Annotated in this window: 19 protein-coding genes; 15 read left to right on the top strand and 4 right to left on the bottom strand. The window is 65.3% G+C overall.

From position 1 onward, the window contains the following. The first annotated feature begins 53 nt into the window (after positions 1 to 53). The 5 genes from ACVISU_RS13190 (at position 54) to ACVISU_RS13170 (ending at position 3,819) form a co-directional block, all read left to right on the top strand. Positions 54 to 1,688: an outer membrane beta-barrel protein gene (locus ACVISU_RS13190; protein WP_456707222.1), complete on the top strand. Its 1,635-nt coding sequence runs from the start codon at positions 54 to 56 to the stop codon at positions 1,686 to 1,688. Between the two features lie 60 nt (positions 1,689 to 1,748). After that, positions 1,749 to 2,492 (top strand): outer membrane protein, encoded by a 744-nt coding sequence (locus ACVISU_RS13185; protein ID WP_456707221.1) that lies wholly within the window; start codon positions 1,749 to 1,751, stop codon positions 2,490 to 2,492. Positions 2,493 to 2,511: 19 nt separating this feature from the next. Continuing rightward, positions 2,512 to 2,694, top strand: coding sequence for a hypothetical protein (locus ACVISU_RS13180; protein WP_456707220.1), 183 nt, complete (start codon positions 2,512 to 2,514; stop codon positions 2,692 to 2,694). A gap of 40 nt (positions 2,695 to 2,734) precedes the next feature. Further along, complete coding sequence (locus tag ACVISU_RS13175; protein ID WP_456707219.1) at positions 2,735 to 3,361, top strand: enoyl-CoA hydratase/isomerase family protein; 627 nt, start codon at positions 2,735 to 2,737, stop codon at positions 3,359 to 3,361. 242 nt (positions 3,362 to 3,603) lie between these two features. Continuing rightward, positions 3,604 to 3,819, top strand: coding sequence for a hypothetical protein (locus ACVISU_RS13170; protein WP_456707218.1), 216 nt, complete (start codon positions 3,604 to 3,606; stop codon positions 3,817 to 3,819). Between the two features lie 28 nt (positions 3,820 to 3,847). On the opposite strand, the gene ACVISU_RS13165 is transcribed toward ACVISU_RS13170, so the two are convergent. Then, entirely contained in the window at positions 3,848 to 4,870 is a 1,023-nt protein-coding gene (locus tag ACVISU_RS13165; protein WP_456707217.1) for an AraC family transcriptional regulator, read from the bottom strand. A gap of 264 nt (positions 4,871 to 5,134) precedes the next feature. Here ACVISU_RS13165 and ACVISU_RS13160 point away from each other — a divergent pair, with 264 nt between their 5' ends. Both ACVISU_RS13160 and ACVISU_RS13155 read left to right on the top strand, forming a co-directional pair. Then, positions 5,135 to 5,584 carry a cupin domain-containing protein gene (locus tag ACVISU_RS13160; protein ID WP_050404090.1) on the top strand — a complete coding sequence of 150 codons (450 nt, stop codon included), beginning with the start codon at positions 5,135 to 5,137 and terminating at the stop codon, positions 5,582 to 5,584. Positions 5,585 to 5,694: 110 nt separating this feature from the next. Continuing rightward, the gene (locus ACVISU_RS13155) at positions 5,695 to 7,185 is read left to right on the top strand and encodes a flavin-containing monooxygenase (protein ID WP_456707216.1); all 1,491 of its coding nucleotides are present in this window, start codon (positions 5,695 to 5,697) and stop codon (positions 7,183 to 7,185) included. On the opposite strand, the gene ACVISU_RS13150 is transcribed toward ACVISU_RS13155, so the two are convergent. Beyond that, positions 7,182 to 7,907, bottom strand: a complete 726-nt coding sequence (locus tag ACVISU_RS13150) for an alpha/beta hydrolase (RefSeq protein ID WP_456707215.1) — start codon at positions 7,905 to 7,907, stop codon at positions 7,182 to 7,184. The two genes, ACVISU_RS13155 and ACVISU_RS13150, sit on opposite strands and share 4 nt — an antisense overlap. Positions 7,908 to 8,052: 145 nt before the next feature. On the opposite strand from ACVISU_RS13150, the gene ACVISU_RS13145 reads away from it, so the two are divergent. Beyond that, entirely contained in the window at positions 8,053 to 9,033 is a 981-nt protein-coding gene (locus ACVISU_RS13145; RefSeq protein WP_456707214.1) for a helix-turn-helix domain-containing protein, read from the top strand. A 21-nt stretch (positions 9,034 to 9,054) separates the two neighbouring features. Further along, complete coding sequence (locus ACVISU_RS13140) at positions 9,055 to 10,122, top strand: maleylacetate reductase (protein ID WP_456707213.1); 1,068 nt, start codon at positions 9,055 to 9,057, stop codon at positions 10,120 to 10,122. A 1-nt stretch (position 10,123) separates the two neighbouring features. Here ACVISU_RS13140 and ACVISU_RS13135 read toward each other — a convergent pair whose 3' ends face one another. After that, positions 10,124 to 11,578 (bottom strand): GH1 family beta-glucosidase, encoded by a 1,455-nt coding sequence (locus ACVISU_RS13135; RefSeq protein WP_050404095.1) that lies wholly within the window; start codon positions 11,576 to 11,578, stop codon positions 10,124 to 10,126. Positions 11,579 to 11,824: 246 nt separating this feature from the next. Between ACVISU_RS13135 and ACVISU_RS13130 the strand changes: the two genes are divergently transcribed. The 6 genes from ACVISU_RS13130 to ACVISU_RS13105 all read left to right on the top strand — a co-directional run bounded on the left by ACVISU_RS13130 (position 11,825) and on the right by ACVISU_RS13105 (position 22,286). Then, entirely contained in the window at positions 11,825 to 14,491 is a 2,667-nt protein-coding gene (locus ACVISU_RS13130) for a M1 family metallopeptidase (protein ID WP_456707212.1), read from the top strand. Between the two features lie 78 nt (positions 14,492 to 14,569). Then, positions 14,570 to 16,222: an acetolactate synthase large subunit gene (locus tag ACVISU_RS13125; RefSeq protein WP_456707211.1), complete on the top strand. Its 1,653-nt coding sequence runs from the start codon at positions 14,570 to 14,572 to the stop codon at positions 16,220 to 16,222. A 138-nt stretch (positions 16,223 to 16,360) separates the two neighbouring features. Then, positions 16,361 to 18,001, top strand: coding sequence for a phosphoglucomutase (alpha-D-glucose-1,6-bisphosphate-dependent) (gene pgm, locus ACVISU_RS13120; RefSeq protein ID WP_456707210.1), 1,641 nt, complete (start codon positions 16,361 to 16,363; stop codon positions 17,999 to 18,001). 21 nt (positions 18,002 to 18,022) lie between these two features. Further along, positions 18,023 to 18,979, top strand: coding sequence for an NAD-dependent epimerase/dehydratase family protein (locus tag ACVISU_RS13115; protein ID WP_456707209.1), 957 nt, complete (start codon positions 18,023 to 18,025; stop codon positions 18,977 to 18,979). Beyond that, positions 18,972 to 19,847: a dihydrodipicolinate synthase family protein gene (locus ACVISU_RS13110; protein WP_456707208.1), complete on the top strand. Its 876-nt coding sequence runs from the start codon at positions 18,972 to 18,974 to the stop codon at positions 19,845 to 19,847. The genes ACVISU_RS13115 and ACVISU_RS13110 overlap by 8 nt, the downstream gene beginning before the upstream one ends. A 111-nt stretch (positions 19,848 to 19,958) precedes the next feature. Continuing rightward, positions 19,959 to 22,286 carry a xanthine dehydrogenase family protein molybdopterin-binding subunit gene (locus tag ACVISU_RS13105; protein WP_456707207.1) on the top strand — a complete coding sequence of 776 codons (2,328 nt, stop codon included), beginning with the start codon at positions 19,959 to 19,961 and terminating at the stop codon, positions 22,284 to 22,286. Between the two features lie 136 nt (positions 22,287 to 22,422). On the opposite strand, the gene ACVISU_RS13100 is transcribed toward ACVISU_RS13105, so the two are convergent. Further along, positions 22,423 to 23,619, bottom strand: a complete 1,197-nt coding sequence (locus ACVISU_RS13100; protein ID WP_456707206.1) for an acyl-CoA dehydrogenase family protein — start codon at positions 23,617 to 23,619, stop codon at positions 22,423 to 22,425. Positions 23,620 to 23,622: the final 3 nt, after the last annotated feature.

Here is a 23,622-nt window from a genome sequence, read left to right as displayed (position 1 = left end):
CGTAACACGCGACAGCGCTCGAAGCGTAGATAGCAATATCCTGGGGCAAAATCATGAAGAGACTCTTTTTGGCGGGCGTATCGTTGGCGGCGGTGAGCCTGCTCAACACAGCTCATGCAGCTGACGCCAATCCGCCGTTATTGAAGGCACCAGCCTCCACATGCGATCCCTACAAGAATTACTCCTGCCTCGACAGCTATCTCGGCAGCGACTTCTTCTCGCGCTTCGTCAACTACTACCGCCTCGAGTGGGGCCACGACGCCGCGCCGTCGGATCCGAAGGCGCCACCGTCACGCCGCGACGGCTGGCCGACGACCCCACAGAGCACGCCGCCGATGCCGTTCACGGAGTGGCCTTATGGCGGTTCGACCAGCATCGGCGTGACGAGGCCGAGCTCGATCGACAGTCCCTTGATGGCGGCGCTCGGCAATACGCCTGCCGGGCAGTGGATGAACGATGCGCACATCCAGGTCTACGGCTGGATCAATGCCGGCGGCAATCTGAGCTCCAACACGGTTCGCGGCGGCAACGCGCCCGCCGCCTACGACTACAATCCGAACACGGTCCAGCTCGACCAGGCGGTCCTCTATATCGAGCGTCTGCCCGACACCGTCCAGAAGGATCACGTCGACTGGGGCTTCCGCATCGCGCCGATTTACGGCGAGAACTATCGCTACACGACCGCCTATGGCCTCTGGAGCAATCAGCTCCTGAACCAGAACAAGAACTACGGCTACGACCTGCCGATGGCTTACGGCGAGGTGTTCATTCCGCAGATCGCCGAAGGCCTGTTGCTGCGGTTCGGCCGCTTCATCTCGATCCCCGACATCGAGGCGCAGCTCGCGCCCAACAACTACATGTATACGCACTCGATGACGTATACGTTCGACAACTACACCAACACCGGTCTGCAGAGCACGCTCGCCGTTACCAAGAACTGGATGCTGCAGCTCGGCGTATCGGTCGGCAGCGACACCATGCCGTGGAACGCCGGCGCGAAAATCGCCAACCCGTTCCCCAATCCGCTGTTCCCCGGCACCACCATGCTGAAGGATCCGGGCGCGATACCGAGTGTGACCGGCAGCGTGCGCTGGACCAGCGATTCCGGCAACGACAGCGTCTATGTGGTGGCGGACGCGATCAACAGCGGCACCTGGGGTTACAACAACCTGCAATGGTACGGCCTGACTGCGTATCACAAGTTCAACGAACAGTGGCACATCTCGTTCGAGACCTACAATCTGCACCAGAATAATGTATTGAACGCCAACAACCCGGCTGCGATCGCCGCGTTCAATGCGGGCGGCACGCCGTTCTCGCCGCAATACTTGCCGTTCAATGCGCCTGGCCTTGCCCAGTGCAGCAGCGCGACGGTGTTCGCCTGCACGGCGTCGGTGCAGACTTATCTCGCTTACCTGAATTACAAGGCCTCTCCGCTCGACAACATCTCGTATCGCATCGAGTTCTATGACGACAAGCAAGGTCAGCGTACCGGCGTGAAGACGCGTTACGTCGAGACCGGTATCGGCTGGCAGCACTGGTTCTCGCCGCAGATCGAGATCCGGCCCGAGGTCTCCTACTACAGGTCGCTGGATGCGAATGCGTTCAACGGCAATTCCAACCTCGGCATCGCTCCGACCAAAAATTTCGCTCTGATCGGCTCGGCCGACATCATCATTCACTTCTGATCCGCGGGCGCGCCACGAGGAGATCGCGTGGCGTCCCCATCAGAAACCAGGAGATTCACAATGAAGCACGTTCTTTTCACCACCGCTGCGCTCGGAGCGCTGCTGCTCGCCTCTCCGGCAAGGAGTGCGGACCTTCCTCTCTACACCAAGGCGCCCGCTATCGCGGCGCCGGCATACGATTGGTCCGGCTTCTACGTCGGCGTGTTCGGTGGCGGTGGTTACGGCAATCACAATCTCAACAACGCACTCGGGCCGGCCGGCTTCGCCAACTATACCATCAACTACTCCTCCACTGGCGGCATTGCTGGCGGCGAGATCGGCTACAACGTGCAGAGCGGGAGCATCGTTGTCGGCGTCGAAGCGGACGGCTTCTGGTCGGGCATCAAGGGCAGTGATGTCGATCAGTTCAACGCCGGCACCTTGCCGATCGGCTCCGCAGATGCGACCAACCTTCGCGACGGCGTTACGCTCCGCGCGCGCGGCGGCATCGCTGTCGACCGGTTGCTGCTGTTCTTCACTGGTGGCTGGGCCTATGGCGACTTTCAGCACACCAACACCGATCCGGTGTTCGGCGTCGATAAGTTCAGCGCCAACAGGAGCGGTCTGACTGCGGGCGGCGGTCTCGCCTATGCGCTCACCGACAATCTGATCGGCAAGTTCGAGTACCGCTACTACGACTTCGGCCGCTACGAGCGCGCGGCACCGCTGAACGGCCAGATTCCCTACACGGTCGACAACACGTTTTCAGTCGTGACGGTAGGCCTCGACTACAAGTTCGGCGGACCGGTGGTTGCGAAGTATTGAGGCGGCGGGGGCGGACTGCATGGAAATCTCGACATTGAAGCAAGCATTGGTGCGCATCATCATGATCGTGGGGCTCTGCGCCACGGTTGTCGGCTGTGCCAGCGACATAGCGGCGCCGACGGCGGACACCGTCGGCGGCTCTCAAATGCGCTACTACGGCGGCCCGAAATCTGCGATGTGGCGAGCACCGGCGGAGAATTGACCCGGTGGCCCGACGTGTCCTGGTCGGTGAGCAAGGACCGGTGCGGACGATTGTGGTGCTGCACCCGGAAGGGATCAACGCGCGTGCGGATGACATGTATGGCGCCGTGATGAAGGCCATCGAATCGGCGCATCGCAATTCTGCCATCCGTTGCATCGTCGTCGCCGGCGGGTTCGATGTCTTCGCGACAGGCCGCGCAGCCGTAGAACATCGCGCTGTCGGCACCGCGGGGCCGGAAGGATTGCCGCTTCAGGACGCGATCCGGCTGCTACACGCGCTCGCCAGCTGTGCAAAGCCGATCATTGCCGCAGTCGAGGGAGCGTCGGAAGGCATCGGCACGGCCATTGTGTTTTATTGCGACCGGGTCATCGCTGCCACATCCGCGACGTTTGCTTCGCCGCTGGAATCTCATGATCTGATCCCGGATGATTCGATGGGCCTCCTGATACCCGGGCGGCTTGCTCATCATCGCGCCCTTCCGATGCTGGTTCCCGGGCGGCCGATGCGCGCCGAGAGAGCCTATGAGGCGGGCCTGGTCGACATGATCGTTCCACCGGGACAGGCGGTCGCCGAAGCGGAGCGGATGGCACGGCAGCTGTGCGAGTTGGCGGCGGAAGACGACCATCGCGGCATTGCGCCGGAAGGGTTGGCCGAGCGGAGCAGGTGACGCGAGCACCGGCAGCCGCGCTGTCCGCAACTTGCGTTACAGCACAATCGGCTGGTCCTTGTCGCGTGCCGCTTTTCTGACCGGCGCGGCCTGCTGTCCAAAAAATCGGCAACTGCTGATTATTGTTGCGATTCACAGAAATTGGGACCAGCATTCCGCATCGTCAACAAGACGCCGAGCAGAGGCGTCGATCGGAAACGCCTATTGCTGCTCGGACGTGTCTCAGCCTCCCGGAGGGTGCGATGCTGAAGTCCCTTGCCATTCTGATCAGTGCTTTTGCAATTGCCGTCTTGGTTGCACCGGCCGCCCAAGCCGGCGCGTCCGCCAGCGCACCGTCAAAATACGCACAGCGTTCGCAGCAGGTGCCGAGCGTGACTATGGTCAGGCAGGCCAGGCGGATCGAGCAACCGATCACCGATTTTTCAGCTCAGGCACGGACGGCGCCGTTTCATCGCTAGAGCGTTTTCGATCGTTGGCCGGGCCCGCTCAGCTCAGCCGCTGCAGCGTCGCTTTCGGGCTTTCGCCGAACTTGGCGCGGTAGGCGCTCGCCATCCGGCTCAGATGGGTGAAGCCGAGGTCGAATGCAATATCGACGATGCGCTCGCCCGGCCGCGCCGTCTTGAGGCGGGCGTTGAGATGGGCGAGGCGGATGTCGAGCAGCATCTCTGAGACGGTGGTGCCGAAATGGCGGCGGAAGCCCAGCTGCAGCGCGCGGATACCGGTACCCGCGATGTCGGCGAGCTCGGCAAGATCCAGCGGCTCGGTCGCGCGGGTTTCGAGGTAAGCCCGCACGCGCTTCAGCGCCGCCGGCTGCGCCTCGGTACGGCCGTTGAACACCTCGATCGCCGAACTCAGGCTGTGGCGCTGCTCGTTGAGCAGGACGTTGAGGAACTGTTCGCGCCAATCGGCCGCCGCGATCGCGGACAACGATTTGTGCGGCCCGAGTTGCTCCGCCGTCGACACGAGCCGCCCGATCCTGGCCGACAGCGTCTGCCCGAGCGGGCCATGCAAGGCGACGGCGGGATCGAACTCGACCGGTTGGACCGCCGCGCCGCCAAGCGCCGCGGCGCGATGCTCGACCAGCTTGCGGTCGAGCAGCAGGATGATCTGGGCGCAGTTGTCGCGCCAGGTCATCTCGGTCCGAATCGTCGGCGACAGCAGCGAGGCACAGTGTTGCGGCCCGGTGGTGAGCTCGCGCGCGGCGGTGCGGATCGAGGCCGAGCCGGACAGCGGCATCTGCAACAGGAAGAAGCGATCGAGGCAGCCGGGATTGATCGCGACCGATCCGCCATAGGCGACATAGTTGACGGAGAAGCCGTTGAACCCTGCGCAATTGTGGTGCGCGGAGAAATCGCGCTCCGAATGATCGACCGGCGTCAGGTCGTGCGGACAGAAGATGCGGCCGATCGCTTCGGCCGCATCATCGACGCGCGCGGTCGCAACGCGTGCGAAATCCTTCAGCCTTGCGGAATTTGCCCTTGCCGAAACCTCGTTGCCAACAGCAGTCACACCGGCCGTCCGGAGTTGTTTGAGGTCTAAAATATCAGCCAGCCTAGTGCATTCGCCGGCAAAGGGGAACGCCGTTTCGTCGCGCAATCTGCCCGATCGGCACGCAGGCGGCTGCGATGTCGTTAGGCAGACGGCGGCCGGCTCGATGCTCCCGCATTGCAGCATGATCGCGCCGGCTGCGGATTCGTTTATCGGCTAGACAGCCTCACCGGCCGGCGACAGGCTCCGTGTCCGCAAGACGCATCCAAAACTGGAGAGGCTGACATGGGCACGCTCGAGAAAGGCATTACCCGAACCGGCACCGGCTACGGCGGCAAGACCTGGAATATCCTGGGCCAGGTCTACTATCCGAAGGCAGTCACCGACTCGACCTTCGCGTTCGAGACCAACAGCGATCCCGGCCAGTTCGTGCCGGTGCACATCCACCCGACCCAGGACGAGTTCATCCTGGTGCAGGAGGGCGTGCTCGACCTCAAGCTCGACGGCGTCTGGGTGCAGGCCAGGGCCGGCGATCTCGTGCGCATGCCGCGCGGCATCCCGCACGGCTATTTCAACAAGTCGGACAAGCCGGCGCGGGCGCTGTTCTGGGTGTCGCCGATGCAGAAGCTCGAGGCGTTGTTCGAGAAGCTGCACAACCTGCAGGACCCCGTCGAGGTGGTGCGCATTTCCGCCGAGCACGAGGTGGATTTCCTGCCGCCGGAAGCCAACGACTAGAGCGGCGAGCAAACAGACAAAACGCACGCGCAATCGCCGGAGCTGGCTCCGGTGATTACGGGGACGTGCGCCTGGAAAACGGACTTGTTCATTCATCGCGGAGACGTTTCATGGTCAAGCAGAAGCATGTGTGCGTCATCGGCGCCGGGATTTCCGGCCTCGCCGCCGGCAAGGCCTTCGCCGGTCGCGGCCACAAGGTGACCATCATCGAGCGCAGCGGCGATCTCGGCGGGGTCTGGGAGCCGGCGCGCTCCTATCCCGATGTGCAGACCCAGAGCCCGAAGGAGCTCTATCGCTACACCGACAAGGCGATGCCGCAATCCTATCCGGAATGGCCGAAAGGACCGCAAGTCCATGCCTATCTGCGCGACTACGCCCGCGGCCATGGGCTCGACGGCGCGATGCGGTTCGACACCAGGGTCGAAGGCATGACGCGCCGCGCCGACGGCAGACCAGGCTGGACGCTCACGCTGCGCTCGACCGACGGTGCCACCGGCCATGAGGATTTCGACTTTGTCGCCGTCTGCACAGGACAGTTCAACGAACCGCAGTCCCTGCCGTTGCCCGGCGAGGAGGGCTTCAAGGCGCAGGGCGGCCAGATCCTGCACTCGTCGCAATACAGCGATCCCGATCTCGCCAAGGGCCGCAAGGTGGTGGTGCTCGGCGGCTCGAAATCGGCGACCGACATCGCGGTGAACGCGGTCAATTCCGGCGCCAGCGAGGTCACCATCGTGTTTCGCGAGCCGGTCTGGCGGATTCCCTATTTCGTCGGTGGCCTCGTCAACTTCAAGCGCATCCTCTACATCCGTGCCCAGGAGCAGATGTTCGCGAGCTGGGGCATCGGCCCGATCGCGCGCCTTGCGCATGCCGTGGCGAAGCCGTTCGTTTGGGCGAACTGGCGCGGGCTCGAGAGCATGCTGAAGATGCAGCTCAAGCTCAAACAGTGCGGCATGGTGCCGAAGCAGCGGATCGAAGACGGCGTCAACTGCTCGGTGCCGATCGCGACCCCCGGTTTCTATCCGATGGTCGCCGACGGCCGGATCAAGGCCGTGCAGGGCACTTTCGATCATTATGACGGCAGGACCATCGTGATGAGCGGCGGCCAGCGTGTCGCGGCCGACGTCGCGGTGCTCGCGATCGGCTACAAGCTCGGCGTGCCGTTCCTGCCCGAGGAGTATCAAGCCAAGCTGGTCGAGCCCGACGGGCAGTACCGGCTCTATCGGCTGATCGCCAACCCCGATCTGCCCGACATGGGCTTTGTCGGGTTCAACTCGAGCTTCTGCACCGTGCTGTGCGCGGATCTCGCCGCGAACTGGCTGGTGCGCTATGCCGACGGCCAGCTCGCGCGGCAGCCGAGCGCGGCCGAGATGCACGACAACATTGCGATGATGCTGAACTTCAAGCGCGTCGAGCGTCCGGCGGCGGGCGTCTATGGCGGGCTGTGCGTCGCGCCGTATCACTTCAAGCATTTCGACGAGCTGCTCGCGGATATCGGCACCAAGGCGTCGCGCCGCAACCCGCTCGTCGAAAAGTTCACGCCGCCGGACGCGGACGCCTATGCGCGCTTCCTTGCGACCGCGCCGGAATACAAGGCTGCCTAATCGCGGCCGGCGTCGAGGAAGGCCTGTGCCAGGCGCTCGGGATTGGAGAAGCACAGCTCGTGGCTGCCCGGCACCTGGACCAGGCGGAACAGCCCGAGCTTCTCCGACAGCCGCGGATGCCAGGGCAGGCCGTGCGGCATCGCGGTATCCTCGGTGCAGTTGACGTAGGACTTTGCGATCGGCATCTCGGCCGGATTGGTCCGCAGCGCGATCTTGTCCTGGAAGGTCTTGAGCGGGTGCGGGTTGAGCTTGTCATAGGCCCGCTGCGCCGTCTCGAGATCGGCGTCGTTGATGAAGGCCTCGCGCCAGATCGGGAACGGAAGCACCACCGAGCCGTCGCCGCGCTCGGCATGGACGGCATCGAACAGGCCGACATAGTGCGGCGGCACCATGTCGTTGAGGCATTCGCCATTGTTGGGCACGAACGCATTCCAGTACACCAGCCGGCGGATGCGGTTGGCGGCGGCGTCGGCAACGCCCGTGATGACCATGCCGCCGTAACTGTGGCCGACCAGCACGATGTCATTCAGATTGTGCTCGGCGAGATAATCCACGATCGAGTGGATGGCCTCGGCAAGCCCGGAATCCTTGCGGTCGCCGGGGCGGTTGCCCTTGATGGTCGGGGTGTGCACGACATGGCCGGCCTTGCGGATCGCAGCCGCAACCGGCTCAAACTCGGCGCCGGTATGCCAGGCGCCATGGACGAGAACATAGGTCGACATGTTGTAGCTCCCTGCGTGGTTTGGTTAGATCGGTTGCGACGTCCGGAATACGCGCCGAGTTCAAGCAGTTCTCGATCGGATATTGACCCGGGGCCACGGAACGCGCTTGGCTGTAACCGAACCGGACTGGGCTCGGAGTGAACTGATGCAGCAAATCGCCGCCGCTGATCGCTCGCGCAGGCTGAGCTGGAATACCGCGGACACGCGGCCGGGCGAGCAGTTCGCCTATTATCGCGAAGCGATCTGCCAGGCCTTCATGAACCTGACGCCGGAACCGCCGGCGACACCGGGCTTCCTGGCCCGGGTCGAAACCGTTGGGCTCGGCGATGGCGCGGTCAACCGGGTCAGCTTCCCGGAGCATGTCGTGCGGCGCTCGGCAGCCGACATCGCCGCGTCCAGCCGGCGCTGCTACTACCTCAATCTCAAGCTCGCCGGCCGTTGCCGCATCCAGCAGGCGGGGCGCGAGATCAGCCTGTCGCCGGGGCAGGTCGGAATCTTCGACAGCGGGCAGCGCTTCTCGCTGCTGCATGACCGCGGCCCGGCGCTGCAGGTCGCTTCGTTCTGGGTGCCGGCCGAGGCGCTCGACGAACGGCTGCCGTCGGCGCCCGAGGTGACGCCGGCGCGGGTTTCCGATGATCCCTTTGTCGGCCATCTCATCGCCGAGACCGCGCAAGTGCTGAACAATTCGGCGCTTCGCGCCTCTGATGCCGACAATGCCCGGCTGTTCGGTGTGCTGCTCGATCTGGTCGCGCTCAGCCTGTCGCGGACCGGTTGCGCAGGCGTTGCCGAGGGTGCGGGCCTTGCGGACGCGACCTGGCTGGCGCTGCGCCGCGCCGTGGACCGCAGGCTGCGCCAGCCGGGGCTCAGCGTCGCATCGATCGCGGCCGCAATCGGCATCAGCGAGCGTTACGTCCACAAACTGTTCGAGAAAGCCGGCACCACATTCGCCAGCCATGTGATGGACCGCCGCCTCGACGGCGCGGCGCGCGACCTGAAGGATCCGGCGGTCGCCGGGCGCGCCATCGGCGACATCGCCTTCGACTGGGGCTTCTCCGATCTGTCGCACTTTACCCGGCGCTTTCGGCATCGCTTCGGCTGCACGCCGCGTGACTGGCGCCGGGGCTGACCAACCGTTCTGGTAATCGCCATGGCGCAATCGTTTATCTATCAGGTCAGCCCGATGCGGGTCGTGTTCGGGACCGGCACGGTCGCGCAGCTGGCGGACGAACTCGGCCGGCTTGGCATCGGCCGCGCGCTGCTGCTCGCAAGCCGGCGGCAGCAGGCCGAGCTCGGCGATCTCGTAAGGCTGGCCGGCGGCCGCATCGCCGGCGCGTTCGACGGCGCCGTCGTGCACACGCCGGTCGCGGTGACCGAACGTGCGATGCAGACGGTCCGCGAGTTGAAACCCGACGGCGTGGTTGCGATCGGCGCGGGCGCTGCGACCGGGCTTAGCAAGGCGATCGCGCTGCGCACCGACCTGCCGCAACTGATCGTGCCGACCAGCTATGCCGGCTCCGAGATGACGCCGGTGCTCGGCGAGACCGCGGACGGCGTCAAGACCACGCAGTCATCGCCCAAGATATTGCCCGAGGCCGTGATCTACGACGTCAACCTGACCCTCTCGATGCCGGAAAAATTCTCGGCGATCTCCGGCCTCAATGCGATCGCCCATGCGGCCGAGGCGCTGTATGCGCGGGACGGCAACCCGATCACCGCGCTAATGGCGGAAGAGGCGATTGCAAAACTCGCGTCATCGCTGCCGGAGGTGATCGCACGGCCGCGCGATCTCGACGCGCGGTCCGACGCGCTCTATGGCGCGTGGCTGTGTGCGGTCTGTCTCGGCACCGTCGGCATGGCGTTGCATCACAAGCTCTGCCACACCGTCGGCGCGCTGTTCGACCTGCCGCATGCCGAAACCCATGCGGTGCTGCTGCCGCACACTATCGCCTACAACACGCCGGCGGCACGCGATGCGATCAGCCGTGCCGCACGGGCGCTTGGAGCGTCCGATGCGGCCGATGGCCTGTTCGATCTGTCGGCAAGGCTCGGCGCGCCGCGCTCGCTCGCCGAGATCGGTATGCCCGAAGACGGCATCGCAAAAGCGGCCGCACTCGCCACCAAAAATCCCTACTGGAATCCGCGGCCGATCGAAGAGAGCGGCATCGGCGACTTGCTCAAGCGTGCGTGGTCCGGCGCGCGGCCGCAGGCCGGATAGATCATGCGCCGATGGCGTTGCGCGCGATCACGTCGCGATAGAACGCCGCGCTCAGTTTCGGCACGCGCGCCTGGGTCTCGAAATCCACCCGATAGAGGCCGAAGCGCTTCGCATAGCCGAAGATCCACTCGAAATTGTCCATCAGGCTCCACAGGAAATAGCCGTGGACCGGGACGCCGTCGGCGGTCGCGCGCTGCAACTGGGCGAGGTAGTTGCGCAGGAACATGATGCGGTCGAGGTCGTAGATCTGCCCGTCCGGCTGCACCTTGTCCTCGCCGGAGGTGCCGTTCTCACTGATATAGATGCTCTTGATGTTCCAGAGCTTGGCGGCGATCCGCGGCGCCCAGTAGATCGTTTCCGGCGCGATCCGCAGCCAATCCGAACTCATATGCGGGAAGGAGCCCGGCATCGGCAGCGGCTTCCAGCCGGGGCCTGAGTCGGTGGCGAGGACGTAGCACTGCGGCGCGTAGATGTTGAGCCCGACGAAATCGTTCGGCTGCGAGATGATCTTCAGCTCCTCCGCGGTGAATTTGGGTGCATCAGTGCCGGCATATTGCAGGAAGCCCTCGGTGTACTTGCCTTCGAGGAGAACGCCGAGGAAGCCCGCATTGAGCTCGCGCGTCGCGATCTCGGTGGCGCGGATGTGCTCCGGCGTGTTGACCGCGGGCACGCAGGCGGTGATGTTCTCGGCCGGGCCGACCCGCGTGCCGGGGCGGCCCTTGGCGCGGATCGCCTGCACCGCGAGCCCATGCGCCAGCGCGACGTGGTGGCGCGCCTGGTTGACCTCGGCCGGCGGCAGCGTCAGCCCCGGCGCGTCGACGCCGAGCGCATAGCCGAACGGGAGGAAGCGCCCGACCTCGTTGAGGGTGAAGATGTTCTTGACCCGGTCGGTCAGTCGCTGCGCCACATAGCCGGCATAGTCGCCGAACGCCTTCGATGTGTCGCGCGAGCGCCAGCCGCCGACGCGGTCTTGTAACGCCTGCGGCAGGTCCCAGTGATAGAGCGTGGCGTAGGGCTCGATGCCGTTGGCGAGCAGCTCGTCGACCAGGCGGTTGTAGAAGTCGAGGCCTTTCGGATTCGGCGTGCCGGTGCCATCGGGAAACACCCGCGGCCAGGCGATCGAGAAACGATAGGCCCTGGCGCCGAGATCCTTGATGAGGCGGACATCTTCCTTGTAGCGGTGGTAGTGCTCGTTGGCGCGATCGCCGGTCGAGCCGTCCTCGATCTTGCCCGATGTGTGGGTGAATGTGTCCCAGATCGATCGGCCGCGGCCGTCCTCGTTGACCGCGCCCTCGACCTGGTAGGACGAGGTCGCGGTGCCCCAGACGAAGCCGGCCGGAAAGTTCGCGCCGTCCGGCCGCGGGGCGTGGTTCGCTGCCTCGGCAGGGCCGGTTAAGCCGAGCGCCGAGAGGCCTGCAAGGCCCGCAAATTGCCGACGCGAGAATTTTCCGAACATTATTGTCTCCCGTGGCCGGACCTTGCGGCCGGAATGCCGGCCACAAGTTAGCCTTCCACCCGGCCGTAGAGCAACAAGGGCCGGCCGAGGCGCCGTAGCGAGCCGCGCACCAATCGATGCGAGCCGCTGCGATGTCGGATGTCGCGGAGTTGTCAGTTTTGTGGCGACATGTTCTCCACTAGATTGCCCGCTATGTCCTTCCGCAATGACATCCGAAATTCCCGAAATCCCGGTGAGTCGTGCGCGATGAACAAGCCAGCAACCCATGTCCGAACCGCGCAGCTGCGTCGTCTTGCCACGGCGATCGGTCTGCTGCTGACGATGGCCGCGGGCGCGCAGGCCGAGCAGACATTTTCGTTCGACGGCACGCCGGGAAAGCTGCCGAAGACGGTGGTCCCGTTGAGCTACACGATCGAGTTGACGCCCGATCTCACCAGCCTTGCTCTGCCCGGCGTCGAGACCGTTGACGTCGATGTGCGCGAGGCCGTGGCGCAGCTGACGCTGAATGCGATCAATACGACCTCCGCCGAGGTCACGATCGATGACGGTGCGCAGCGTGCTGAGGTCGCAACGGACGCTACCGCGCAGACCGCGACGCTGACCTTCGCCAAACCGCTTGCGGCGGGCCGGCACAAGCTCCGCATCGTGTTCACGGCGCAGATCAACAAATTCGGCACCGGCCTGTTCGCGGTCGATTATCCGACCCCGAGCGGGATCAAGCGGCTGGTCTCAAGCAAGCTGGAGCCGGCCGATGCGCGGCGGATCTTCCCGTGCTGGGACGAGCCGTCGTTCAAGGCGAGCTTCGCACTGACCGTCGTGATTCCGCGCAATCTGCTCGCGGTCGGCAACATGCCCGTCGCGAGCGAGGCGCCGGTCGCCGACGATCTCAAGAAGGTCACCTTCGCGCCGACACCGAAGATGTCGAGCTATCTGTTCGTGCTCACGGTCGGTGAGCTCGAGCGGATCACCGCGGATGCCGGCGGCGTCATCGTCGGCGTGGTGACGACGGAGGGCAAGAGCGGGCAGAGCCGGTTCGCGCTCGACAGCGCGGTGAAGCTGCTCGCCTATTACAACGACTATTTCGGCGTGAAATATCCGCTGCCGAAGCTCGACCTGATCGCCGTTCCCGGCGGGTTCGGCGGCGCGATGGAGAACTGGGGCGGCATCACCTTCTTCGAGAGCCGGCTGCTGTTCGATCCCGCGACCAATGCCGAGACCGCGCGGCGCGGCATCTTCGCGATCATCGCGCACGAGATGGCGCATATGTGGTTCGGCGATCTCGTCACCATGGCGTGGTGGGACAATCTCTGGCTCAACGAGGGCTTTGCCAGCTGGATGGCGACCAAGGCGTCGGAGCAATTCTATCCGCAATGGCAGAGCTGGCTGAACGGCAACGGCGCCAAGCAGTTCGCCATGGCGCTCGATGCGCGCCGCACCTCGCACCCGGTGCAGCAGCCGATCGCCGATCACAGCGAAGCGGTCACGGCGTTCGACGCCATCACCTACAACAAGGGGCAGGCGCTGATCCGCATGCTGGAGACCTGGCTGGGCGAGCAGGCGTTCCGCGACGGCATCCGCAAATACATCGCCGCGCATGCCTACAGCAATTCCACCACGGCCGATCTTTGGCAGGCGCTCGAGACGTCCGGCGGCAAGCCCATCACCGGCATCGCCGCCTCCTTCACCGAGCAGGACGGCGTGCCGCTCGTCGTGGCGGAGACAGCGTGCGATGGCACGGCACAGCGCCTGACGTTGCGGCAGGATCGCTTCGTGATCGCGCCGGCCGGCGATCCGCCGTTGCCGGCCCACGACTGGCAGATCCCGGTTGCGGCCGGACCGGCGCAGGGCAAGCCGTTCGACGAGATCCTGCTGAAGGGCCGTGCCGATGTCCCGGCCGGCACATGCGGCGATGCGATCAAGGTCAATCTCGGCGACGTCGGTTACTTCAGGGTCGAATACGGTCCCAAGAACCGTGCCGCATTGCTGAACGCCTTCCCGCAAATGCAGGTCACCGACCGGCTCAATATCGTCACCGACAGCTGGGCGCTGGTGCAGGCGGGCCGCACTGAAGCGCCATCCTATCTTGCGCTGCTCGACGCGCTCGATGTCGGCGACCACCGTGCGGTGTGGGACCAGGTGATCTCGACCTTTGCCATGCTCAACCGCCTGTCGCGCGACCGCAGCGAACGACCGGTGATCCAGGCCTATGCCCGCGCCAAGCTGCGCCCGGTATTCGATCGGATCGGATGGGAGAGACGCGGTCCCGCCGACGACGACACCGCGCTGCAGCGCGCGAGCCTGATCTCGACGCTGGGCGATCTCGGGGATGCGGCCATCATCGCCGAAGCGAAGCAGCGCTTTGCAACGTTCCTCGATGATCCCAAATCGCTGCCCACCACGCTGCGCGATGCGGTCACCCATGTCGTTGGCATCACGGCCGATCGGGCAACCTATGATCAACTGCTGGCGCTCGCGCGCAAGAGCACGGCGACCAATGAGCGGCTGCGCTATTACTTCGCCGCGGCCAGTGCCCGCGATGCGGAGCTGGCGCGCGCCACGCTGGCGTTGACGCTGACCAACGAATTGCCCGACACCATCGTCACGGGAATGATCAACGCGGTTGCGGGCGCGGGCGATCAACCGCAGCTCGCCTGGGACTTCGTCCGGGCCAATTTCGATGCGCTGCTGGCGAGGCAAGGGCCGAACTTCCGCGACCAGTTCGTGCCGAACTTCATGACCAATTTTACCGATCAGGCCCACGCGGTGGAGCTCGCCGCGTTCGCCCCGTCGCAATCGACCAGCGGCGGGCGGGTGATGGTGGCGCGCTCCTTGCAGGCGATCGCGATCTCGGCCGATCTCGCCGCGCGCGTGCTGCCCGCCACTGAGGCCTGGATCACGGCGCACAAGCCGTGAGGTCGCGGGGGAGTTTCCGGCGGCGCGCGATGCGGCTATGCTCCGTGCGCGGCATGCAATCAACGATGCGAGGCTGACATGGTCAAAGGTTCCGATTTGCTGGTCGCCGCCCTCGAGAACGAGGGCGTGGAACGGGTGTTCGGCGTTCCCGGCGAGGAGAATCTCGACGTCGTCGAGAGCCTGCGCAGATCCTCGATCAAGCTGATCGTAACCCGCCACGAGCAGGCCGCGGCGTTCATGGCGGCGACCTATGGCCGGCTGACCGGAAAGCCCGGCGTCTGCATGACGACGCTGGGCCCCGGCGCGCTCAACCTGACGACCGGCGCGGCCTATGCGCTGCTCGGCGCGATGCCGATGGTGATGCTCACGGGGCAGAAGGGCATCCTGAGCAGTCGGCAGGCCAAGTTCCAGATCGTCGACATCGTCAACACGTTCCGGCCGCTGACCAAGCTGTCGCTGCAGATCGTCAGCGGCGCGACCATCCCGACGCTGGTGCGTGATGCCTTCCGGATCGCGACCCAGGAACGGCCGGGGCCGGTGCTGCTTGAATTGCCGGAAGACATCGCCGGCGAGGAGACCGCGCCGGTCGAAATGATCCCGCCGCATCCGATCGAAATTCCGATCGCACATGCTGCAGCCCTCGACCGCGCCGCCGAGATGATCCTCAAGGCGCAGCGGCCGCTGATCATGCTGGGTGCTGCGGCATCGCGCCCGCGCTCGACCGCAGGGATCGGCGACTTCGTACGGCGGACCAAGATCCCGTTCTTCACCACACAGATGGGCAAGGGCACGGTATCCGGCGGCACCAACCAGTACATGGGAACCGCCGCGCTGAGCGAGCGTGACTATGTGCACGAGGCGATCGACCGCGCCGACCTGATCATCGCGATCGGCCACGACACGATCGAGAAGCCGCCCTTCATCATGGGCCCCAAGGGGCCGCAGGTGATCCATGTCAGCTACACGCCGGCGAATGTCGAGCAGGTGTATTTCCCGCAATGCGAGGTGATCGGCGATGTCGGGCCGAGCCTCGAACTGCTGGCCGACCGCGTCGCGGGCAAGCTGCCGCATGCCAGTGCGCTGCTCAGCCTGCGCGAGGGCATTCTGGCGAAGATCACCGATCGCGCGACAGAAGGCCGCTGGCCGCCGACGCCGCAGCGCATCGTGCACGATGTGCGCCAGGTGATTCCCGAGGACGGCATCGTCGCGCTCGACAACGGCATATACAAGATCTGGTTCGCGCGCAACTACCGCACGCTGCTCGCGAACTCGCTGCTGCTGGATAACGCGCTCGCCACCATGGGCGCCGGCCTGCCGTCGGCGATGATGGCGGCGATGCTCTTTCCGAACAACCGCGTGCTCGCGGTCTGCGGCGACGGCGGCTTCATGATGAACTCGCAGGAGATGGAGACTGCGGTCCGCCTCAAGCTCAATCTCGTGATCCTGATCCTGGAGGACTCCGCCTACGGCATGATCCGCTGGAAGCAGGCGGTCGATCATTTCCCGGATTTCGGCCTGACCTTCGGCAATCCGGATTTCGTCAAATATGCCGAAAGCTACGGCGCCAAGGGCTCGCGGATCGAGAGCACGGAAGCGATCGTGCCGACCCTGGAGCGGGCTTTCGCCGGCGGCGGCGTGCACCTCGTCGTGGTGCCGATCGACTATAGCGAGAACAAGCGGGTGCTGGTCGACGAGCTGCGCGAGAAGGTGCAGCAGATCGACGTCGAATAGCAAATTGCCGCAGACCGCACGGAACGAAATGCCGTCGGCTTGATTGAACGTCAGCCGCCATGGTAGCACGCCCAGATGTTACGCACTGAGCATCACTCGTTTTGCTGATGGTCGGCGATACCAGATCTGAGAGGTCACGTGACTGCACCAAATCCTGCCGCCGGCAAACCCATTGATCCCTCAGCGCTCGCCAATGTGCCGCGGCTGGTCACGGCCTATTTCGCGGGCAAGCCCGACGCCAGCGATCCCACCCAGCGGGTTGCTTTCGGTACCTCGGGCCATCGCGGCTCGTCGCTGAAGAACTCGTTCAATGAGGATCATATCCTCGCCACCACGCAGGCGATCTGTGAGTATCGGCGCGAGAAGGGGCTGACCGGGCCGCTGTTCATCGGTATCGACACCCATGCGCTGGCCGAGCCGGCGCTGGCCAGCGCGGTCGAGGTGTTCGCGGCGAATGGCGTCGAGATCATGATCGACGCGCAGGGCGGCTACACCCCGACGCCCGTCATCTCGCACGCCATCCTGAGCTACAACAAGGGCCGCAGCACCGGCCTTGCCGACGGTGTCGTCATCACCCCGTCACACAACCCGCCGGAGGACGGCGGCTACAAGTACAACCCGCCGCATGGCGGCCCGGCCGACACCGACGTCACCGCGGTGGTCGAAAAGAACGCCAACCGGTATATCGAGGCCGGCCTCAAGGGGGTCGCGCGGGTGCCCTATGATCGCGCGCGCAAGGCAGCGACCACGCATCTGCATGACTACATCACGCCCTATATCGCCGACCTCGGCAACACCGTCGATCTCGCGCTGATCAAATCCGCCGGCGTCAAGATCGGCATCGATCCGCTCGGCGGCGCGGCGGTGCACTACTGGCAACCGATCATCGCGCGCTACGGCCTCGACGCTACCGTGGTCAACCAGGCGGTCGATCCGACCTTCCGCTTCATGACCGCGGACTGGGACGGCAAGATCCGGATGGACTGCTCGTCGCCTTATGCGATGGCGAGCCTGATCGGGATGCGCGACCGTTTCGATGTCGCCTTCGCTAACGACACCGACGCCGACCGCCATGGCATTGTGACCCGCTCGAACGGGCTGATGAACCCGAACCATTTCCTCGCCACCGCGATCGCCTATCTGTTCGCGCACCGGCCGCAATGGAGCAAGGACGCCGCGATCGGCAAGACCATCGTGTCGAGCTCGATCATCGATCGTGTGGCCAAGAAGCTCGGTCGCAAGTTGGTCGAGACGCCGGTCGGCTTCAAATGGTTCGTCGAAGGGCTCGGCAGCGGCCGCTTCGGCTTTGCCGGAGAGGAAAGCGCCGGCGCCTCGTTCCTCAAGCGCGACGGTTCGGCCTGGACCACCGACAAGGACGGCATCATCCTCGGCCTGCTGGCTGCGGAGATCATCGCCAAGACCGGCCGCGATCCCAGCGAATTGTTCAATGAGCTGACCGCCGAGCTCGGCGTGCCCTATTACGAGCGCATCGATGTTGCGGCGACGCCGAAGCAGAAGAACGCGCTGAAGGCGCTCGGGCCGGACCAGCTCAACATGACGGAGCTCGCCGGCGATCCGGTGCGCGCGGTCCGAACCAAGGCACCGGGCAACGATCAGCCGTTCGGCGGCATCAAGGTCGAGAGCGACGCCGGCTGGTTCGCCGCACGTCCCTCCGGTACCGAAGACGTCTACAAGATCTACGCCGAGAGTTTCCGCGGCCCGGATCATCTGAAAAAGATCCAGGGCGACGCGCAGGCCGCGATCGCCAAGGTGTTCTGAGCGCCGGGCGGGGCGGAATTCATGCGCGTATTGTTGACCGGCTCCTCCGGCTGGCTCGGCCGGTTCCTCGCGCCGCGGCTTCAACAGGCCGGCCATGACGTGACCGGCCTCGACATCGTTCCGGGGGAGGCGACCGATGTGGTCGGTTCGGTGACCGAGAGATCGGTGGTCGACCGCGTGTTCGGCGATCGCGGCATCGAGGCCGTGATCCATGGCGGCGCGCTGCACAAGCCGGACATCGAACGGTTCGCGCCGCAGGCCTTTGTCGACGTCAACGTGTCAGGCACGCTCAATCTGCTGCAAGCCGCCGCGTCCGCTGGCCACGACCGCTTCGTCTTCACCTCGACGACCTCGCTGATGATCTCGCAGGCGATCCGCGACGAGGAGGGCCACACCGCGGTGTGGCTCGACGAGAGCTCGGGGCCACTCGAGCCACGCAACGTCTACGGCGTGACAAAACTCGCCGCCGAAGGGTTGTGCCGGCTCTACAGCCGCGAGTATGGGCTGAACTGCGCGGTATTGCGCACCAGCCGCTTCTTCCCCGAGGACGACGACACGATCCGCGACATCCATGGCGAGAACCTGAAGGCGACCGAGCTGCTGTACCGCCGCCTCACGGTCGAGGATGCCGCCGACGCCCATGTCGTGGCGCTGGGGAAGATCCGCGGCTTCGAGGTGTTCGTGATCAGTGCGCCGACGCCGTTTGCGCGCAGCGACGTTGCCGCCCTGAAGACGGATGCGGCCGGCACGATCGCGCGTATCTTCCCCGACGCGCCGGCGCTGTTCGCGCGCCGCGGCTGGCAGCTGCCGAAATCGATCGGCCGGATCTACGACGCGAGCAAGGCCGAGCGGCTGCTCGGTTTCCGCGCGGCAACCGATTTTGCCGCCGTGCTCGCCGCCCTGCGCACGGGCGAACCGCTTCCATTTGCGCACGATCCCGATTATGTCTCGCCGTCAACGAGGCTCGCAAATGGCTGATTTCCACGGCGTCTTTCCCTATTTGGTGTCCCCGGTCGATCCCGCCGGCCATATCCGCACCGAGGTGCTGGGCCGGCTCTGCGACGACCTGATCGAGGCCGGCGTCCACGGGCTGACGCCACTCGGCTCGACCGGCGAATTCGCCTATCTCAACAATGCGCAGCGCATGCAGGTGGTGGCGACCACGATCGAGGCCGCGCAGGGCCGCGTGCCTGTGGTCGCCGGCGTCGCCTCGACCTCGACGGCGGATGCGGTGGCGCAGGCCAAGGCCTATCAGAAGCGCGGCGCTGCCGGCATTCTCGCGATCCTGGAGGCGTATTTTCCGCTCAGTGACGCCCAGGTGGAATCCTATTTCCGCGCCATCGCCGACGCCGTCGACATTCCGGTCGTGATCTACACCAATCCGAATTTCCAGCGTTCCGATCTCACGCTCGACGTCATCGCGCGGCTCGCCCAGCACCCGCGGATCGGCTACATCAAGGACGCCTCGACCAACACTGGCCGGCTGCTGTCGATCATGAACCGCTGCGGCGATGGCCTGAAAGTATTCTCGGCGTCCGCCCATATTCCGGCCGCGGTGATGCTGATCGGCGGCCATGGCTGGATGGCGGGACCTGCCTGCATCATCCCGCGCCAGAGCGTCGAGCTCTACAATCTCTGCCGCCGCGCCCGGTGGGACGAGGCGATGGCCCTGCAGCGCAAGCTCTGGCGCATCAACGAGGCGTTCGCCCGCTTCAACCTCGCCGCCTGCATCAAGGCCGGACTGGCGAGCCAAGGCTACGATGTCGGCGATCCCGTGCCGCCGCAGGCGCCGCTGAGCGCCGAGCAGCGCAAGGTGGTCGAGGCCGCGTTGCGCGATCTGGGCTGAAGCTGGCTTGCGGGTTGCATCCGGCGCATTACGTCGTCGTTTCCGGGCGTGTTGTCTCGCGCCGAAAATCCGTTAAAACCCGCCGAAATTTATGAAATCAAGGACCCTCCGATGAACATTCTTCCCGGCAATATGCGTTTTGGTGCGGGCCAGCCGGTCAAGCGTCTGGAAGACCAGCGGCTGCTCACCGGGAAGGGGCACTTCATCGACGATAAGCCGCAGGACGGCGCGCTGTGGCTGCACGTGCTGCGCTCGCCGCATGCCCACGCCAACATCAAGTCGATCGACGCCAAGGCGGCGCTGGAGATGCCCGGCGTCAAGGCGGTCTATACGGGCGCCGACCTCGTCAGGGACGATATCGGCACGCTGCCGACGCTTGCGATCTTCAAGCGGCCGGACGGCTCGCCGATGACGGTGCCGCCGCGGCGCCTGCTGGCGCATGAAGTGGTGCGTTATGCGGGCGAGGGTGTTGCGGCTGTGGTCGCGACCTCGCGCGTGCTGGCGCAGACCGCGGCCGAGGCGATCGAGGTCGATTACGAGGTGCTGCCTTCGGTGGTCGATCCGGTCGAGGCGATCAAGCCCGGTGCGCCGGTGGTCTGGCCGGAAGCGCCCGACAATATCGTGGCCGCGATGAGCTATGGCGACGCAGCCAAGGTCGAGGAAGCCTTTGCCAACGCCGCGCACAAAGTGTCGCTCGACCTGGTCAGCCAGCGCCTGGTGCCGTCGGCGATGGAGCCGCGCTCGACCATTGCCGAGATCGAGAAGAAGACCGGCCGGCTCATTCTCCACGTGCAGTCGCAGACCCCGGGCTCGACCCGCGATCTGCTGGCGGAATCGATCCTGAAGCGGCCGAAGGACAGCGTGCGCGTGCTGGTCGGCGACATCGGCGGCGGCTTCGGCCAGAAGACCAGCCTGTATCCCGAAGACGGCATCGTCGCCTATGCCGCGACCAAGCTGAACGAGAAGATCCGCTGGCGTGGCGATCGCACCGACGAATTCGTCGGCGGCACCCATGGCCGCGACCTCACCTCGACCGGTGAGTTTGCGCTCGACGCCAAGGGTCGCGTGCTGGCCTATCGCGTGCGTTCGATCGGCGGCACCGGCGCCTACTCGTCGGGCACCGCCAACATCATCCCGCTGGTGCTCGGCCCGTTCGTGCAGACCGGCGTCTACGATCTGCCGCTGGTGCATTTCGAAGTGAAGTCGGTGATGACCCACACCGCGCCGGTCGGCGCCTATCGCGGCGCCGGCAGGCCCGAGGCGGTGTTCATCGTCGAGCGGCTGTTCGATGCCGCCGCGCGCCAGATCGGCATAGACCCGCGCACCATCCGCAAGGTCAACTACATCAAGCCGGCGCAACTGCCCTACACCAATGCGGTCGGGCAGGTGTACGATTCCGGCGCCTTCGCCCACATGCTGGAGCGCGCCTCAGACCTCGCCGACTGGAACGGCTTTGCCGCGCGCAAGAAGGCGGCGAAGAAGAAAGGCCTGCTCTACGGTCGCGGTCTGACCAGCTACATCGAGTGGACCGGCGGCCGCGCCCACACCGAGAACGTGTCGCTGCATGCGACCGCCGAAGGCCGCGTCATCCTGCATTCCGGCACCATGGCGATGGGGCAGGGCCTCGCCACCACCTACACTCAGATGATCGCCGATACGCTCGGCATTGCCATGGACAAGATCGACGTCGTCCAGGGCGACACCGATCTGGCCACCGGCTTCGGCAGCGTCGGTTCGCGCTCGCTGTTCGTCGGCGGCACCGCAGTTGCGGTCTCCACCAACGACATGATCAACAAGGCGCGCGACAAGGCCTCCAACCTGCTGGAAGCCTCGGTCGAGGACATCGAGTATCGCGACGGCTTCCTCACCGTGGTCGGCACCGACAAGCGCATCAGCCTGTTCGAGATTGCGGCCAAGGAAAGCGGCGCAAAGCTCTCGGTCGAGAGCGAGGGCAATGTCGACGGACCGAGCTGGCCGAACGGCACGCATATCTGCGAGGTCGAGATCGATCCCGAGACCGGTGTCACGCGCGTGGTGCGCTACACCACGGTCGACGACGTCGGCGTCGCGGTCAATCCGATGCTGGTGACCGGGCAGGTGCATGGCGGCGTTGTCCAGGGCATCGGCCAGGCGCTGTTCGAGGGTGTGGCCTACAGCGAGGAAGGCCAGCTGCTGACCGCGAGCTATCAGGACTATTGCATCCCACGCGCCTCGGACGTTCCGCCGCTGTCGGTGACGCTCGATCCCTCCGCGCCCTGCAAGACCAATCCGCTCGGCGCCAAGGGCTGTGGCGAGTCGGGCGCGATCGGCGGGCCGCCTTGCATCACCAACGGCGTGATGGATGCCTTGAGCGAAGTCGGGGTCACCCAGCTCAACACGCCGCTGACGCCGGTGAAGATCTGGCAGGCGATCCAGGACGCAAAAGCGGGGGCTGCTTAGGCCGCCCGCGCACTCTCACCACGTCATTCCGGGGCATCGCGAGCGATGAGCCCGGAATCCATCGGGCGGCGCATTCTGAGGTGAAATGGATTCCGGGCTCGCGCTCACGCGCGCCCCGGAATGACGAAGGGAGAATTTACAGCCCCAGCACCATCTTCGCGATGATGTCGCGCTGGATCTCCGACGAGCCGCCGAAGATCGTGTACGCCCGCCCGTTGAGATATTCCGGCACTACCGGCAGCAGTTCTTCCGGGATCGCCGGCTCGTGGTTGAGCCGGTAGAACGGCCGCGCTGGCTCGACCGCAAGCCCGTCTTGGCCGATCACGTCGACGCCGAGCCGCGTCACCGCCTGACGGATCTCGCTGACCCTGAGCTTGATCAGCGACGACACCGCGCCGGGATTCTGCCCGGTCTGCAGTGCCGACAGCACCCTGAGCTCGGTCATCTCGAGCGCGTCGATATCGACCTCGAGCTCCGACATCCGTATCGCGATGTCGGGGTCTTCGATGGCGCGGCCGGTGACCTCGGACTCCGCGAGGTCGGCAATCGTCTTCAGCGCCTCACGCAGCTTGGCCGAGGCGATGCCGGAGCCGCGCTCGAATTCGAGCAGGTACTTTCCGTAGGTCCAGCCCTTGCCTTCCTCGCCGACGCGGTTGGCGACGGGCACGCGGACGTCGTCGAAGAACACCTGGTTGACCTCGTGATCGCCGCCGATCGTCAGTATTGGCCGCGTCGTGATGCCGGGCGTCTTCATGTCGATGAGAATAAAACTGATGCCGTCCTGTTGCCGCGCCTCGTCGCTGGTGCGCACCAGCGCGAACATGCGGTTGGCGTGATGTGCGTGCGTGGTCCAGATCTTGGTGCCGTTGATGACGTAGTCGTCGCCGTCGCGCACCGCGCGGGTCTTCAGCGACGACAGGTCGGAGCCGGAGCCCGGCTCGGAATAGCCCTGGCACCAATAGTCCTCGCCGGAAAGAATGCGCGGCAGATAATAATTCTTCTGCTCCGGGGAGCCGAAGCCGATGATGACCGGGCCGACCATCTTCACGCCCATCACGTTGACATTCGGGACGCCGGCGCGGGCGCATTCGGCCTCGAAGATCCAGCGCTGCGCCGGCGTCCAGTCCGGCCCGCCATGCTCGACCGGCCAGCCCGGCGCGCCCCAGCCCTTCTTGTGTAGTGCGCGCTGCCAGGCCATGCCGATGTCGGGATCGGAGAACACCGACGGCGTCAGCGCGGTGGCGCGCTTCATCTCCGGCGTCAGGCTCTCGGCGATGTAGTCGCGGACTTCCTGTTCGAAAGCCCGTTCCTCGGCACTGAAGGTGAGATCCATGGA

It is taken from the genome of Bradyrhizobium sp. USDA 4452 (assembly GCF_054063575.1).
This window is presented reverse-complemented; position numbering and strand designations above follow the sequence as displayed.